17 protein-coding genes are annotated in these 16607 nt (G+C 40.2%); 4 read left to right on the top strand and 13 right to left on the bottom strand.

Annotated features, from left to right (window positions below; genetic code table 11):
• Nucleotides 1–12: 12 nt before the first annotated feature.
• The 7 genes from dnaA to sdhC form a co-directional block, all read right to left on the bottom strand.
• Nucleotides 13–1383, bottom strand: a complete 1371-nt coding sequence (gene dnaA, locus J0H12_01560; GenBank protein ID MBN9412600.1) for a chromosomal replication initiator protein DnaA — start codon at nt 1381–1383, stop codon at nt 13–15.
• Nucleotides 1384–1546: 163 nt separating this feature from the next.
• Entirely contained in the window at nt 1547–1813 is a 267-nt protein-coding gene (gene rpsT / locus J0H12_01555) for a 30S ribosomal protein S20 (GenBank protein MBN9412599.1), read from the bottom strand.
• Nucleotides 1814–1887: 74 nt separating this feature from the next.
• Nucleotides 1888–2316: a hypothetical protein gene (locus J0H12_01550; protein MBN9412598.1), complete on the bottom strand. Its 429-nt coding sequence runs from the start codon at nt 2314–2316 to the stop codon at nt 1888–1890.
• 112 nt (nt 2317–2428) lie between these two features.
• On the bottom strand, nt 2429–3214 hold the full coding sequence (locus J0H12_01545) for a succinate dehydrogenase iron-sulfur subunit (GenBank protein ID MBN9412597.1): 786 nt from the start codon (nt 3212–3214) through the stop codon (nt 2429–2431).
• Nucleotides 3215–3226: 12 nt separating this feature from the next.
• The gene (locus J0H12_01540; GenBank protein ID MBN9412596.1) at nt 3227–5020 is read right to left on the bottom strand and encodes a succinate dehydrogenase flavoprotein subunit; all 1794 of its coding nucleotides are present in this window, start codon (nt 5018–5020) and stop codon (nt 3227–3229) included.
• A gap of 24 nt (nt 5021–5044) precedes the next feature.
• Entirely contained in the window at nt 5045–5392 is a 348-nt protein-coding gene (gene sdhD / locus J0H12_01535; GenBank protein ID MBN9412595.1) for a succinate dehydrogenase, hydrophobic membrane anchor protein, read from the bottom strand.
• Nucleotides 5382–5777, bottom strand: coding sequence for a succinate dehydrogenase, cytochrome b556 subunit (sdhC, locus tag J0H12_01530; protein ID MBN9412594.1), 396 nt, complete (start codon nt 5775–5777; stop codon nt 5382–5384). The genes sdhD and sdhC overlap by 11 nt, the downstream gene beginning before the upstream one ends.
• A gap of 298 nt (nt 5778–6075) precedes the next feature.
• On the opposite strand from sdhC, the gene J0H12_01525 reads away from it, so the two are divergent.
• Entirely contained in the window at nt 6076–6726 is a 651-nt protein-coding gene (locus tag J0H12_01525) for a hypothetical protein (GenBank protein ID MBN9412593.1), read from the top strand.
• An 86-nt stretch (nt 6727–6812) separates the two neighbouring features.
• On the opposite strand, the gene J0H12_01520 is transcribed toward J0H12_01525, so the two are convergent.
• The 5 genes from J0H12_01520 to J0H12_01500 form a co-directional block, all read right to left on the bottom strand.
• Nucleotides 6813–7997, bottom strand: coding sequence for a pentapeptide repeat-containing protein (locus J0H12_01520; GenBank protein ID MBN9412592.1), 1185 nt, complete (start codon nt 7995–7997; stop codon nt 6813–6815).
• 54 nt (nt 7998–8051) lie between these two features.
• Nucleotides 8052–9572 (bottom strand): YifB family Mg chelatase-like AAA ATPase, encoded by a 1521-nt coding sequence (locus tag J0H12_01515; protein ID MBN9412591.1) that lies wholly within the window; start codon nt 9570–9572, stop codon nt 8052–8054.
• Nucleotides 9573–9755: 183 nt separating this feature from the next.
• Entirely contained in the window at nt 9756–9887 is a 132-nt protein-coding gene (locus J0H12_01510; protein MBN9412590.1) for a hypothetical protein, read from the bottom strand.
• A 25-nt stretch (nt 9888–9912) separates the two neighbouring features.
• Nucleotides 9913–10632: a BON domain-containing protein gene (locus J0H12_01505; protein MBN9412589.1), complete on the bottom strand. Its 720-nt coding sequence runs from the start codon at nt 10630–10632 to the stop codon at nt 9913–9915.
• A 13-nt stretch (nt 10633–10645) separates the two neighbouring features.
• On the bottom strand, nt 10646–11089 hold the full coding sequence (locus J0H12_01500) for a YraN family protein (protein MBN9412588.1): 444 nt from the start codon (nt 11087–11089) through the stop codon (nt 10646–10648).
• On the opposite strand from J0H12_01500, the gene J0H12_01495 reads away from it, so the two are divergent.
• From J0H12_01495 to J0H12_01485, 3 genes are all read left to right on the top strand, one after another.
• Nucleotides 11080–12219, top strand: a complete 1140-nt coding sequence (locus tag J0H12_01495) for a penicillin-binding protein activator (GenBank protein ID MBN9412587.1) — start codon at nt 11080–11082, stop codon at nt 12217–12219. The two genes, J0H12_01500 and J0H12_01495, sit on opposite strands and share 10 nt — an antisense overlap.
• A 95-nt stretch (nt 12220–12314) precedes the next feature.
• Entirely contained in the window at nt 12315–13559 is a 1245-nt protein-coding gene (locus J0H12_01490; protein MBN9412586.1) for a hypothetical protein, read from the top strand.
• Between the two features lie 149 nt (nt 13560–13708).
• Nucleotides 13709–14188, top strand: a complete 480-nt coding sequence (locus J0H12_01485) for a hypothetical protein (protein MBN9412585.1) — start codon at nt 13709–13711, stop codon at nt 14186–14188.
• 194 nt (nt 14189–14382) lie between these two features.
• On the opposite strand, the gene J0H12_01480 is transcribed toward J0H12_01485, so the two are convergent.
• The gene (locus J0H12_01480; GenBank protein ID MBN9412584.1) at nt 14383–16572 is read right to left on the bottom strand and encodes a hypothetical protein; all 2190 of its coding nucleotides are present in this window, start codon (nt 16570–16572) and stop codon (nt 14383–14385) included.
• Between the last annotated feature and the right edge of the window lie 35 nt (nt 16573–16607).

The following is a 16607-nucleotide window of genomic DNA, read 5'->3' as shown; positions in this document are numbered from 1 at the left end:
AAAGCCGCCTGATCAGCTTCCTTGCTGTAACATGCGCTTCAAAAGATCTAAATCTTCAGCCAAAGTTGTATCACTTTGTTGAAGTTCCTCAATTTTTTTCACCGCATGCATCACCGTTGTATGATCGCGTCCCCCAAATTTTCGACCAATATCGGGCAAGGAATAAGAGGTCAACTGTTTCGCCAAATACATCGCGATTTGGCGAGGACGTGCCACAGAACGAAGACGCTTCGGCGAATGCATATCTGTCAGACGGACATTAAAATGTTCTGAGACTTTTTTCTGAATATCTTCAATGGTTACGCGTCGATCATTCGCCCGCAAAACATCTCGAAGCACTTCTGTTGTCGTCTCAAGGCTTATTTCACGTCCCACCAACATGGAATGAGCAATAATGCGATTTAAGGCGCCTTCAAGTTCACGGACGTTAGACGTAATTTTATGAGCTAAAAATTCAAGGACACGGCTCGGAATAGGTTTTTCAAGCTGTTCTGCTTTAGACTGTAAAATCCCTAACCGAAGCTCATAGCTTGTGGGATGAATATCAGCCACGAGCCCCCATCCTAGCCGGGATCTCATTCTTTCTTCTAATCCTTCAAGATCAGACGGCGATTTATCTGCGGAAATGATAATCTGATGATTTTGATCAACTAACGCATTGAAAGTATGAAAAAATTCCTCTTGAGTTGAATCTTTCCCGCTAATAAACTGGAAATCATCAATCATGAGAACATCGACCGAGCGGAATTGCTCTTTAAAAGCCATCACATTTTTAAATCTTAAAGCTCGAATAAAGAGATACATAAACTTTTCAGCTGAAAGATAAATAACTTTGCGTTGAGGATGATTTTTACGGATATGCCAGGCAATTGAATGCATCAAGTGCGTCTTTCCTAAGCCAACGCCCCCATATAGAAAAAGGGGATTAAAAGTGACGCTCCCCTCTTCTGCGACACGGCGAGCCGCAGCGTGAGCAAGTTCATTAGGTTTTCCAACAACAAAGGCCTCAAATGTATAACGGGGCTCAAGACGAGAAGAAACGTCGTCTAATCCTTCTTCAAAAATAAGGGGAGACTCTTCAGAAAATGTTTCACGTGAAACATTTTCCTGAGCCGGTTCAGGCTCAGCAGATGGTGCCTCAACAATGAAATCTAACGCTAAAATTGTTTTATCATGTTGTTGTAAAAAACTTAAAATTTTCTGTAGACAGTTTTTTTGAACCCAATCACGAACAAATCTTGAAGGAGCTGCGACAACCAGACGACCTGTCAAGAATTCTTTAACCCGAAGCGGGGCAATCCAATTTTGATAGGTATTTTCCCCAAATGCTTCTAAGCAACGTGGTTGAATTTGTTTCCAAAGATCTTCCAGGGTTGTGGACATCAAGTCCTCGTATTAGTCGCGTTGAGAAAGATAGAGATAAAAAAAGGCTCTCTCATTTAACTCTCTACAATTACAAAAAGGTCTTTAGGCCGACCTTTAAAAGCCTTTAGAGAAAATGAAAAGCGCCTCTTTAGAGACTCACAAAAATATTTTCGTGAGCTATTTAAGATGCCAGCGCATTAACTCGGAGAGCGAGTCTTGAAACTTTGCGAGAAGCTGTTTTGTGATGTAATACACCTTTGACAGCGCCACGAATAATTTCAGGTTGAGCGACTTTTAACGCTTCGACAGCTTCGGCCTTATTGCCTGTTGCAATTGCTTCTTCAACCTTACGAACGAAGGTACGTACACGTGAAATGCGCTCACGATTGCGTTCTGTCCGAACGATACATTGAAGAGCTCTTTTCTTTGCTGAACGAATATTTGCCATAATACTTTATCTTCTCATATTAAATTTATCTAGGTGCTTATACCTGACTTCTCGGGAATCGTCAATATATGTCTTTACCACAACTTTTCTAAAAGTAATCTAATTTTTCCTAAAACCGTTCTACGTCTCTGAAATTGCTGATTAAATTTTATCTGCTCGTGTTTAACTTTTTCATCTTGGAGATAATCACGCAATTCTCTCGCTTGAGGCTGTCCTACATAAGCACCATACTTCCTTAATAATCTTTCCCCTGCCTCAAATTTTCGCATAACAACACAGGATTGTAGGGCCTGCTGAAGAGTCAGAAAAGTTGGATGTACTTTTAAAATTTTAAGCCGAATTAAGCGCTCACTTTCATATCGACCCTCATCAAAATATTCTGTGGCTTGGCTTTGCAAGCGGATAAGTTTTTTTTGGTCATCCGACGAAAGGTCAGAAGCAGATGCAGTATTAAAGAAAGAAAATATAACAATTAGACATAAAACATTTAGGATTTTTATCATTATTTAAGTCTTTATTTTTATTGTTTTTATTGTTGTTTTACGCCCCCATATAAATAATAATTTTTCTAACTGTCAATGGAGAAAAATTATTAATTTTTAATCCTGCAAAAGATTAACTTTTCTTGAGAGCAATTTTTTTCTTAATCTCGCCAATTGCCTTGGCGGGGTTTAGGCCTTTAGGGCATGTATTGGTACAATTCATAATCGTATGGCACCGATAAAGCTTAAAGGGATCTTCTAGATCATCCAGACGCTCTTCTGTATAGGTATCGCGACTGTCTGCAATCCACCGATAAGATTGTAAAAGCGTTGCTGGTCCCAAATATTTATCGCCATTCCACCAATAAGAAGGACAACTTGTCGAACAACACATACACAAAACACATTCCCACAATCCATCCAATTTTGCCCGTTCTTCAGGGCTTTGAAGGCGCTCTTGACTACCTTCTTTAGGGAGAGGAGCCTTTAACCACGGCTCAACAGACGCCAATTGTTCATAAGCCGTTGAAAGATCAGGAACAAGATCTTTAATTACGGGCATATGGGGCAAAGGATAAATCGTTATATTATCTTTAATGTCTGCGATGGGTTTAATACATGCCAAGGTATTGATACCACCTATATTCATAGCGCAACTTCCGCACACCCCTTCTCGACAAGATCGACGAAAGGTCAACGTTGGATCTATCTTATCTTTAATATAAATCAACGCATCGAGGATCATTGTGCCACTTTGATCCAAATCAATTTCATAATAATCCAAGCGTGGATTAACTTCAGGATTTTCAGGGTCCCATCGGTAAATCGCAAAAATTTTCTTATTTTTAGCTGAGGGTAAAGCCTTATGCGTCTTTCCCGGTGTTATTTTTGAATTTTTAGGTAATCTAAAGTCAACCATCAGAAAAACTCCTTAATAGACGCGTTCTTGCAAAGGAACGACATCAACCTCATCTGTCAGCGTAAACATATGCACAGGACGATAGTCCAGCTTGATGGTGGCCTTATCATCCACCCAAGAAAACGTATGCTTAAGCCATTGCTGATCATCGCGCTTGGGGTAATCATCTCGAGCGTGACTTCCGCGGCTTTCTTGACGTGCTAACGCTGACGCCAACGACACGAGAGATTGCCCCATCATATTTTCAAGCTCAAGCGCTTCCATCAAATCAGAGTTCCAAATTAAAGAACGATCAAAAAGGGCAATATCTTGTAGGGACGCATGGATGTCTTTCATCTTAGAAAGGCCCGCTGCGAGAATATCTTCACGCCGAAATACCGAGCAATGCGCTTGCATTGTTTTTTGCATTTGTAGACGGATTTCAGACGTTTTAAGAGACCCTTTGGCATGACGAAGACGATCTAATCTGGCAAAAGAGGAGTCCCCTGCGCCTTTAGAAAGCGAGCGATGGGGCGTATTTGGTTGAATAAGAGATTGCGCTCTTAACGCCGCAGCTCTTCCAAAAACAACGAGATCAAGCAAAGAGTTGGTCCCTAATCGATTCGCGCCATGCACAGAGACACAAGCCCCTTCACCAATCGCCATTAATCCTGGCACAACGGCTTCGAGATCTCCACCGCGCGGACTCACGACTTCTGCATGATAATTGGTCGGCACGCCCCCCATATTATAATGGACGGTTGGTGTCACGGGAATTGGCTCTTTGGTGGTATCCACCCCCGCAAAAACCCGGGCCGTCTCTGAAATTCCCGGCAAACGCTCATGAATGGTCGTGGGATTAAGATGCTCTAGATGAAGATCGACATAATCTTTATGAGGCCCACATCCGCGGCCTTCTTGAATTTCAATGGTAATCGCCCGACTGACGACATCGCGAGAAGCTAAATCCTTAGCATGGGGTGCATATTTCTCCATAAAGCGCTCGCCCAGACTATTTGTGAGATAACCGCCTTCGCCGCGGGCTCCTTCAGAAATCAAACATCCCGCGCCATAAATCCCTGTCGGATGAAATTGAATAAACTCCATATCCTGGAGCGGTAGACCCGCGCGCAAGACCATTCCATTACCATCGCCTGTGCAGGTATGGGCCCCTGTGCAGGAAAAAAATGTTCGTCCATGTCCGCCGGTCGCTAACACAACCATATGAGCTGCGAAACGATGCAATTTCCCATCTTCAAGACTCCACGCCGTTACGCCCCGACAAACTCCGTCGTCATCCATAATGAGATCAAGCGCTAAGTATTCAATAAAGAAGCGTGTTTGATGTTTTAAGGATTGTTGATAAAGCGTGTGTAAAATGGCATGACCTGTTCGATCTGCTGCGGCGCAAGCTCGCTGAGCCATTTTTTCGCCTTTATTAATCGTGTGCCCGCCAAAAAGACGCTGATAAATTTTTCCCTGGTCTGTCCGCGAAAAAGGCACCCCATAATGTTCAAGCTCAACAACCGCGTCCATGGCATTGCGGCACATATATTCAATAGCATCTTGGTCGCCCAACCAATCAGAGCCCTTCACGGTATCATACATATGATGACGCCAATGGTCGCCATCTTCCATGTTGTTTAAGGCGGCACTAATGCCCCCTTGAGCAGAAACTGTATGACTGCGTGTTGGAAAAACCTTTGTAATACAAGCAGTTGAAAGGCCGGTCGCACTCATTCCCAAAGCCGCGCGTAAGCCAGCTCCTCCGGCCCCCACAATCACCACATCATAGTTGTGATCAATAATTTCATAGGCTTTTGTCATTGTATAATAAGAACTCCTGTGAGGCTAAAGGGGATGAAAATGGATCTTAAGGACACAAAAACAAGCCAAAATAAAGAGACTTAAGGCCACGGCCTTCAGACTATAAACAAGGCTTACGGTAAGCGTTGGACGATGGATATAATCCTCAATAACCACTTGAATCCCAAGTTGAGCATGATACAGAAGAACCCCTATCAGCAGAACGATCCCTGTCGCTGACAGAGGCGACTTCAACCACATTACAATGGCTGCATACTCACTGGGAGAATAAATCAACAACGACCCCAAAAACCAAAGACTCAAAGGAAATAAAGAGATTGCCGTCAAGCGTTGAGCTTTCCAATGATCACTTCCATGAGGATTAGAAGCCATGGTTTCCTCCTTGAAATAAAATCCAATAAAGCAAAGTTAAAACAAAAGAAGCCCCAACAACAAGCCATCCTGTGCGATATGTTGTTTTAAGATCAAAGCCATATCCAGCATCCCACATCAAATGGCGAAGGCCATTCGCGAGATGATAGAAAAAGGCATACACCATTAAAAAGAGAAAAACTTTTCCCCAAAAGGTTTGCCCCATCGCAACCAGCCAAGAAAAGCATTTAGGCTCATTGGCGACCCCATAAAGCCATAGAATAATCCCCCCCACGCCCATACATAAAAAGGCGCCGGAAAAACGGTGCATGATGGAAAGAACAGACGTCAATTGAGGTTTGTAAATTTGAAGATGCGGTGACAGCGGTCTTTTAGACGGCATCATGATAAAATCTTCCCTCCTCACTTTATAATTGAGTGATTTTGAAACAAATTTTTGCTTTGTGCAAGTTTATCAATAAATTTTGATAACTTCATAAATTTCTCGCCTTCTTTCCTGACTTATCAAGAGGATTTCATATTTCCATGAGATGATTAAAATTTTATGAAATTTTTAAGTCATTTTGACCCTAAAGTAGCAATACTCAAATAAAGTACTCACTTTATAAAATCCATCTTTCTTGACTTAATTTTTATTATCTATTATTATTTACTTTTGAAATAATTATCTTCAGCAGAAATTAATGCGAAAATTATTACTTAATATTTTAATTATTTTTAATTTATTAACTTTTCTCTCTCATGCAAGCGCGCCTCTTATTGAAGAAGATAATTCAGAAATTCCTTTAAAAAATTCTATTCTCAAAGGCTTAGATGAGACGAGATTTAAAATTTTTGGGCAATTTATTATTTCGACGCCAATATTTTTATTGGATGAAAGAGGATGGTCGGGAAATCTACCAGAACTTAAGGAAAGAACCCTTGTTGAATTTCGGGAAGAGGGACTTCTTTATCACCATAATGAAATTTTAGATTCAAATGAAATGGGGTTATGGGCTTTAAGCTCAAAAGGGGACCTGTGCATTTACTTTCCACATAAACATCCCGATATTACAGCTGTCCATCATACTTTTTTCTTCAAAAAGGAAGGGATAGGTCAAGCGATTGCCTGTGTCGGTCACATCGAAGTTCGCAACGGTAAAATCACAAGCCTCAGTAATGATAGTGGAAGATATCAACCTATAGATCTTCAGTTGCTATTAAGTGTAAAGTATCTCCATTCTAAAAATGTTTTAGACCCTCAGATTAAGGTCAAAACATACGCAGAAGAGGACAAACAACTCTCATTAGATAACGCCTTAGAAATCGCAAATTCTATAGGGTTAAATAGCTAAAAATCAAAAGATGGTTCTTTTAATGAATTTCTCTTTAAGAAAAATAGAGATCTTATCTTCCTGAAAATGTTTCACGTGAAACATTTTTACTTTCTTTTTTTTCTTCCTTTACCATCCTGGTTTTTATTTGTTTTTTTAGGGTTTTCTACCGGAGTTCTTATTCTCTTATCTTTCTGAGTCATAAATTGTACCTTAAGCTCTCCAGAGGATGCTGTAGGCCCATAAAAGCTAAGGTTACGCGCATTATCCTTTTTATTTCTTAAAATTCTTTTTCTATTTTTTAGGGTAACCCTCCATCCGCCTTGCTTACTAATAGAATGAATCTCTTGAATATAAGGGGAAAATTTTTTTCTTATGAGATAGTCGTGACATATATTCCACAAAGTCCCCATCTTTCCTTGTGGGTTATGCAGACCTCTTCCTGTGATAATTTCAACACTGTGAAGATGCTGATAAAAAGATTTTCTAATAAACTCTTCAATCCATTTATACTTAAGAGGTAAGGAAACTCTTGCATGAAGATCAAGCGACGGATGATAAGGGTTCCATCGGGGTAACATTAAATCTTTATTTTCTAAAAAAATAATCAAACCTTGATTATCTGCGATTGGAAGAGTGCTTTTAACGATACTTTTAAAAAGAGGGGCTTTCAAAAAAACTAAGGGGCTGATCTCTTGAGAAAAAGATTCGGGGACCCTAAAATCTAAAAGGGTATATTCTTTTCCATTATTTGCCAAATCATTTAGATATATATGCGTTTTCTTGGCAGAGGAAGAGACATCAATAGGAATCGAGGATTGTTTTTTTTCACAAAATTCCCGCTCAATTCTCTCAATTTTTTCTTCATATGCAATCTTTTTTTGCATTTCTTTTTTATCTTCAAACAACGTCCCTTTTGCAGAGCGGATCTTATGGTATTTTATACCCAACAAACGTGCTTTTTTAAAATGGGACCCATTCAGAACTGCATCTTTTAACTCGACTCTTGTGAGGTTGGCCCGCTGAAAATTAACTTTTGTAAGAATTGTTCCTTCAAATACGGCGTCTGTCAGATCTGCATCCGAAAAATCAGCACCCCTTAAGTTTGCCCCAGAAAAATCTGCTCTTTTGAGATCTAAACCTTTAAGATTTGCCCTTCGTAAGTTAAATCCGACAGCAGAAATTCGTTGACCAGACTCTAATTGTTCATGAAAATTTCTTAAATGCTCCCGATTAAAAGCGTATGTAAGCTTTAAGGGGATTACGAAGAAGAGAAAAAGTATATACTTCATACTTTACTGTAAAATTAAAAATCGGCTAAATCAATATTTTAAAATCAACTATTTTCAAGTAGTTAGACTATTAAGCCTTAAAGAAAGAGCTTCAGCCATATCAATTTTACGAATGGTTTCGCTTTCCCCCAAATCGGCAATTGTCCGCGCAACCCGAAGAAGGCGATGATAACTACGCGCGGAGAATCTCAATTTTTCAGCGGCCTGATTGAGTAATCCTTGGCTTTCTTCCTCTATCTGAAGAATGGCTTCCAACTCCTTTCCTGAAGCTTCTGCATTCACGCGACTTGAACTGTTGGGTATCTTCTTTAAAAACCGTTGACGCTGCCACAACCGCGCTTTTGCAACACGTTCAGCCACCGTTTCTGTCGATTCTTTTCCTGACAGTAAAGCAAGCTCTAAAGGTTTTACAGCCGGCGTAAAAACATGAAAATCGATTCGATCTAAAAGGGGTCCAGAAATCTTTGCTTGATAATCAACGGCACATTTTGGCGCCCGAGAACACGCTTTTGAGACCTCATCTAAATAACCACATCGGCATGGATTCATCGCCGCAATCAATTGAAAACGGGCGGGATACGTAATGTGGGCATTGGCCCGCGCAATCGTCACTTGTCCCGTCTCAAGAGGCTGCCGTAAAGATTCAAGCGTGCTTCGTGAAAATTCTGGGAGTTCATCCAGAAATAAAACACCGCGATGGGCGAGCGTAACTTCGCCAGGTAAAGCTTTAAACCCTCCCCCAACCAGAGCGGGCAACGAAGCCGAATGGTGGGGATCTCGATAAGGACGCTGCTTAATCAGCGTTCCTTCGGGGAGCTTCCCGGCGATACTATGAATCATCGTAACTTCAAGCGCTTCTTCCGGTTCAAGAGGTGGAAGAAGGCCTGGCAAACGAGCCGCTAACATTGATTTTCCTGCCCCAGGCGGCCCCATCAGGAGAAGATTGTGCCCTCCCGCCGCCGCAATTTCAAAGGCTCGTTTTGCTGTTTCTTGACCCTTAACATCGATGAGATCGAAAGCGTGGTGAGAATTCTCCGTCACCCCAGGCGACGGCCGAGGCAAAAGCTGAAGCCCCTTAAAATGATTGATGAGGGCCAATAAAGTTGACGGCGCTAAAATATCAATCTCCGGGGCCCAGGCTGCCTCTTTTCCACAGGGTTCAGGACAAATGAGCCCCTGTCCTTGGCTTGAGGCATGAAGAGCTGCTGGCAACACACCAGAAATAGAGGAAATCCGGCCATCAAGTGCCAATTCACCTAAGGCTACATACTGATGGACTTCCTCAAAAGGAAGTACTTCCAAAGCCACCAAAAGCCCCAATGCAATGGGTAAATCATAATGGCTGCCTTCTTTTTGGATATCCGCAGGAGAAAGATTCACGATAATGCGCTTTGGGGGCAAAGCCAGGCCCAACGAATGAAGAGCAGCCCGCACTCTTTCTCGAGATTCTGCCACCGCTTTATCGGGCAATCCTACAATGGAAAAAGATGGTATCCCTGTGGTGATCTGCACTTGAACATCAATTGCAAGAGGCTCAATTCCCTGAAAAGAAACAGTATTAATGCGCGCGACCATCTTATTTTCTATTTTTTAATTTTAGTGTCTAGATATAGAGATAATCTTAAAAATCTTGAGCTTTAACAGTCAATTATTTTCACTCCTTTGGGCTAAAAATTCTTCTTTAGAGGAAAAATAAAGGTGTCGGCTCAAGCGAAGAAAGAAGAGATAAGTGAGTCCGCACCTGATGATTATCTCACGTTACGTGGTGCAGCCCATAAAAATAAAGTTCATACCTTCAGTGGACGCCTTAAATATCAACGCGACTGTCGTATCCGCCGCCTCATTTAAAGAAGACAGCGGATCCATTTGCAAGGCGACTTTAAGCGTCATCTTTCCTCTCCTCCCATCGATCTTTTTATTGGAAAGAAGAGCCCGTGTTGGGTTCATCGAGCGTTTGAGGCGTTAACGACTCACCTGATGCTTCTACACTTGGAAAATCTTCTAAAGTCACTTGTCCTTGGGAATGAGGGGTTTTCTCTTGAATCTCCCCAGACGTCTGTGACTTAATCGTCACATAACTTGTTACTTTTCGGACTCCGCCGATATGGCGTGCATAATTAGTCACTTTATCAAGTTCTTGTTGGTTTTGGGCAATCCCCATGAGATACACCGTTCCATTCTCAGTATGCAAATTGTAATTCAATGACCGAATGTCATCATCTTTTAAAATCTTTGTCTTGAGTTGCGTTGAAATCCATGTATCGCGGGCATATTGTTGAAAAGAAGATGTTTTTCCCACAGTTGTTTCATCTACAACTTCTTTCACACCGGGCACTTGCCACGCATATCGAACCGCATCAATTTGTTGTTCAGTTGTCTCAAGTTCTCCCGTAATCAGGACACGTCCTTGTCGCACAACTACATTTGTGGCCATCACAAGCTCTGGCCTTTTATCCATCCATTTAGATTGAAGATGCGCCTTAATTTTAGCATCTGAGAAGACCCCTTTCACACCACGTTCTTCAGAGGCACTGGTCGTAACAGATGTCGCGCCCCCCATAAAAGCAACAGGGGCACATCCTGAGAGCATAAAAAGCCCCATGAGTGTTGAAGCAGAAACAAGCATCGTTTTCATATTAATCTCCGTTTTATATAATCCACATATTTTGAAGATGAGTCCATCGCCATGGAAGAACTAAGATTATATCGAAGCGAACCTGAAGACCAGTAAGTTTTGGATTTTTTGTTAAAAACCACGTGGCGGCGCGCTGAATTCTTTGTTGTTGAGTCTTTTGCAGCGATTCAAGGGCTAAGGCTTCAGTCGACCGAGCCTTAACTTCAATAATAGCCAAAATTTTACGGCGTTTTGCGATAATATCAATCTCTCCAACCGGAGTTTTATAGCGAGTTTCTAAAATCTGATACCCTTTTAGGCGTAATAAAATCCGACTTATTCTTTCGGCCCACCGCCCTTTACGTTCAGCTTGAATTTTGCGATGAACTTTGTTCGTATGTTTACAATGGGAAGAAGAGCCATTACTGTTTGTTTCACGTGAAACATTTTTGTGAAGGATGTCCTGGAATGAAACCATGCTTTAAAGCCTTTGTTATCAGTCTATTATTTGGCCTTACCTCTTGCCAAACCACCATAACTCAAAATCAAGCTGATCAACAAGTCCCTCTTTCACTTCAGGGAGAGCCTCTTGAGGCAGAAATCTCTTCTCCAACGCAACGCCGTAAAATTGGCGTTCTCCTTCCTCTTTCAGGATCTCATGCTTCTCTTGGAAAGTTCTTAAGGCAAGCGACCGAGCTTAGCTTCTTTGAGCATCCTATGGAAAATGTTGAACTTGTGTATAAAGATACAGAAGGAACTCCGCAAGGGGCCTTTAAAGCCGCGCAAGAGGGCCTTCATGAAAATATAGAAGCTTTTATTGGCCCTGTTTTTTCCTCAGAAGTGAAGGCTTTAAAGCCGTTGATTAAATCTCGTCAAGTGCCCATGCTTTCCTTTTCAAATGATATCAAAGTCGCCGAGCCAGGGATCTTTATGCTTGGTTTTTCACCACAAGCCCAAGTTCGCGAGGTTTTGGCGTATGCCGCTCAGCAAAATATCCGAAGAATCGCGGCTCTTGTCCCCAGGACAGCCTATGGAGATAGCATCAGCTATGAACTTAAAAAAGAGGGCGCAGCAAACCATATGACTCTCGTGGGATTGGTTCCTTATGAAGGACAGGGCGAAAATCTTAAAACAGAATTAAACCATCTCAAGCACATTTCCTATGACGCTCTTTTTATTCCGGTAGGAGGAATAGATTTAACAAATCTTTTCAATAACTTAGATTATTATGAATTTAATTATTCTCAGGTTCAACTTTTAGGAACCTCGTTATGGGAAAGCAAAAAAGCGCCCGCCCCCCTTTTAGGGAGCTGGTATGCCGCAGCGACCCCTGAAACGTATCAGGCATTTGAAGATCGATTTGAAAAAATCTATGGCACGGCGCCTCAACGAATGGCAAGCCTTGGGTACGATGCCATCGTCGCCTTATTTTATGCCTTTCAACAATCATCTGGCAAACGACTGAATTTTCATGATTTTATCAAAAAAGAAGGGTTTTATGGCGCCAATGGTTTCTTTTTCCTCAAAGACGATGGCACCGTTGACAGAACCTTTTTCATTTTTAAATGGACGGACCAGGGGCCAAGACCTATAGCTTCGGCCTTTTAGACAGGTTGTTTTTATACATTTTCACGGGGATAGAAGTATTTTACTATTACAATAACCATGCATAATAGAGCCGATTTATTAGGGAAGGACATTTAATGAATAATAATAAGACTGCTATGTACTACAAAATAGTACATATTTTTGCTTTATTTTTTATAGGAAGTTATTTTTCAGCCCTTCAAGCCTCAGTTGAAGGTGTAACTGAAGTTCTTTATATGCGCCCAGCAAAAAGTTCTGATCTAACTTCACTCACTGCAGATCAAATAAAAACAGCAACATTATATGTCGAAGGAGCAGAAGATAAAATTGAATTTATTTCTGAAAAAACCAAATTTAAATTTGATGGTAAAGCCGTAAGTTTCAAAGAGAAGCCTTCTGATTTTTTAGAGAAAATAAGTATATTATACCAAAGGGTTAGAGAGACTAAAGTTAATAAGAACAGTAAATTTAATCACTTATGTTTAACATTATATGCTGTTTACAAAAAGCCCGCTGTACTTGGTGCTTCTGAAACTTTTGAAATAGTTGAGTCACCTCTTTTTGCCAGAAAATCTAAAAAATATATCCTAGATGCTAACGGAAATTTAGTTATGAATCCGAATAGAAAAGTAATTTTCTACACACAAACTAGGGTACGAGATAATGATCGATGGGCCTATTTCACAACACAAGATGGATTAGCATCATGCGTCAAAAAAGATCCTCACGTTTTTCCCATATCAACAGATAGTTATGAATGTGATGGGGATGAATGCAACGTCGTTTGCAAGCAATTTTTCCATACGGATGGAGATACTGATTGCCCTCATACTACAAACGACTGCAGGCACACCGAGCCTCATGCTTTATACCATGTTGTCAAGCATAGTAAGAAGCTTTTTTCTCCGCTGTTCGATAAAGCTGGCAACGTTGATCGCATTAAAAGTATAGGCCTCAGATTTTTCTCTTACTATCAAACATGTCCAAGTTGTATAAAGCTTCTTTCAAAAGTTCAACAAATTAAAATAGCTGAAAATAAAACTTTTAAACTCAACTATATGTTTTATTTCCATCATATGTACACAAGTACTCCTGCTATTAAAATTAAGATCGACGAGCATACCGAGAAAAAGATCGAGCTATTTGACTGTTTATTTCGCGAATTTCTTGAGGATAATGTAATTTATGAAAATAATCCTGATGTGAATGAAGACCCGGATAATAAGCGTGGAGATGTTAAAGGTTATTTTAAATTAGCTGAAGAGAAGGATTTAAAAGCTTTATCGGAAGCTGATAAGAGTAAAATTGTTTCCATTTATTATATGGGACTAAAAAGGTTTAGGATTTATTTGTTAAAATAAAATATTTTAAAAACCATCCTTCTGTTGCAAAAAATTCTTCTATAAGTGTCAATTCAATTTTTACTACCTAGGTAATTTTTGCCTATGGATTAAGCATTTAAAGACCTTTTAGGATTGCCTCATCAGAAAAATGATGGGGAAAACGTCTCATGAAACTAAATGCCTTCAAATGCTTCTTATTGGTGATCACTCTCTTTACGTCGACGCTGACGTTCGGTTCCAACAATATCGGAGATGATAAAGAAAATACCCCCCCATTGAGTAATCAAGCTTATGCTTCTGGAAGCTCTGAGGACGAAAATGGCTGGCGGACTAGACATACAAAAGGTTATGAAGGATATTATAATTCCGCAGAGAGTGATGAAAATACATCCCAATATAGTTATGACGACGCTGATAACTATACTACCTCTGACTCTGATTCAACTATAGAGTATGAAGACTGGAAGGTTGAAAAACTAAACGATATGTTGTCTTTGGAGTTTGAAGCTTTTGATGACTTTACGCCAGAATCTATTCGTCCTCCTGCTATTAAAAAGTTCCTAGAAAACTATGTCGAACCTCTAAATGGTACAGATAGCTCTGGATCCCCAATGATGAAATTAGCCTCTCAGAAATTCCTTTATTAGCAGATGGAACCCGAGATCCTTCTCAACGCTTTTTTTATGAATTTGTCGGTAAAGATGTTCATACCGATCCAGCCTATAAGCCTAAAAACAAGCCTTCCACATATCAAGGAATTGTTTTTTCAAGTGGGAGTTAAGAAAAATAAGCTCAACTCTCAAGATCGTACTTTTTTAGATGAATGGAGATGCTCCTTCTCTTAATCTTCCGTTGCAGAGCTTTCTGCTTTGATGGCCTTCAGCTTGATGAGTTTGCACGCTTCTAAAATTTGAGGACGTAAATAATGCGGCACGATCTTTTCCCATTCTGGGAGGGTTAAAGCGCCTCCCATATCACTCAAAATGGTGATTACTTCGCCCTCTTTTATGATTTGTAATAAATGAGGCAATGAAACTTTTTCGTGACTCCCTTTACCTGATTTTACATCACATTGCATATTTCTAAAGTATTCTGCCAATTGTCCTCGTGTAAATTGCCAAGTGCCTTTTTCAATGGCTGTATTAACTGTCTTATTTGCATGAGAAAATTTGAAAAAATCGGAAAGCGTGCGCGGATCTCTATCTGACTCTGCAAGACGCCTTTGTCGAATGTCATAAAAGGTCAGAGGCTTATGATCTGGTTCATTGGAAGATGAAGCGCATTCAGACACAGGAAATGAGGTGTCCCTCACATCCATCTCCAAACGGTCTTTGATCGCCTGTTCATGACGGGCTCGCTTTGCCGCCTTTTCTTCCTGCCTTGAAGGATCAGCTTCACATCTTGAAGATGAAGCTACATACATCGCCCCATGCTGTTTTTCAGAACGAAGACGCTGATAAGTCTCATCTCGCTTCTGCTGTTCTGCTGCTTTTTTTTGATCTTCTTCAACCTTTTGTCGTTCTACTTGTTTTATCTGAGCCACATGCGCTTGGGTTGCGCACACCACTCTAGAAATTTTCTTATTTTGTTTTGCTTTTTCTATTCTTTCCTGCTCTGCTTCGAGTTCTAACCAGTCTGCATGATCTCCCAGAAGATTTTTTAAGCTTGCAATAAGGAAACGCGTTTCGAAACTTACCCCATCTTTTGATTCATTTTCTAATTTCCTTAAGATTTCTGCACGCTCCAATGCTTCTTGGATGCGACCTTCTCCCGTATAAGCAGAAAGTACTTTTCTAAGGACGAGAGTAAAAGTTTTACCAGGAACGGTATCTCGATAAATTTTATAAAGATAAATTTGATAAATCTCAAAAAGAGATGTTGAGGAATCTTGCGCATAATTTCGCGCTATTTCTTCAATCTTCTCAAGCGTTTCAATGATCGTCCTTCGCCAACTTGTTTCTTTACCTATAGTGGTTATTTGCTCAAGGCTTGTATGCAGAAATGGTATAGTTGTCCCAACTTTTGACGCTCCAGGAATGGATTCAAATTCTTTAATTTCAGCCCCATGAGAAAACGATAAGGTTTCTAATTTCCTAGAACTTTTTACTTTTTTTCTCGATAGATTTTTTTCAGTCTTTGAAAATTCTCCCTCCATCCCTTTGATCTTTAAATACTGAAGGGCCACTTTTTGATCTTCAGGAGAAAGCCTATCAAATGCCTGACGCAATTTTTCATTCTGTAATGATAACATCCTAATCTCTACGCATGCTAACAATCCATAAAATAAGCTGCCATTGACTTTTTCACGATAGGAAGAAAGATATTCTTGAATACTGCTCTGTGCTTTTTTTTCTAAGCCATCATAAAGAACGATAGGCGCCTCTAAAAATTTTATAAAATCCTCTAAATTATGTTTAAAATCATTTTGCGTAGCACAGCTGTTAAGAAATTCTATTTTTTCATTCTTTTCAAAGGCATATTTTTGATAAATACAGTCTATATACGCCTCGAGACTCTTTTGATGTACGTCATCCAAAATATTATCAACACCTATAGGCCCCTCAATATGTCGTAAATAAACTAAAGTAAGTTTTATTTTGTCTTCTTCTGGTATTGCATCAACACTCAAAAATCGACGCAAAAGCGCTTCACGCTTCCAAGGTGTAAAGCTTTTTTCATCTATGACTAAAGATCTCAGATTATCTAAAGTTAAATAGAGTACTTGAGAAGATGATGCAGCCGGATCATCGGATACAGAAGCATTTGATGACGTTGCTTGATGATCTTCTGATTCTTGAGAATGAATCAATATTTGAGGATCACTAGCAGTAGGCGCTAAGAGAGATGAAAATTTTTGTTTGCCCCATTCCCATAAAGAGTAAAGACCCCATGATGATACAGCTTCACTTTTGGGAGTCGCTTGTTTTGTAGTAGAGTGAAGATCTTCTTCGATAACAAGGGAGGCGGTTATGGTTTGAGCACAAATGTTATAGAATATCAAAATTGTTAAAATCTTAATATATTTCACCATTTAGGAAATCTTCCTTTAAATTAAAGTCTTTATCT

Origin of the sequence: Candidatus Paracaedimonas acanthamoebae, from assembly GCA_017307065.1 — a bacterium.
GTDB lineage: Bacteria > Pseudomonadota > Alphaproteobacteria > Caedimonadales > Caedimonadaceae > Paracaedimonas > Paracaedimonas acanthamoebae_A.
Note: the sequence above shows the minus strand (reverse complement) of the source record. Positions and strands in the feature narration are given on the sequence as shown.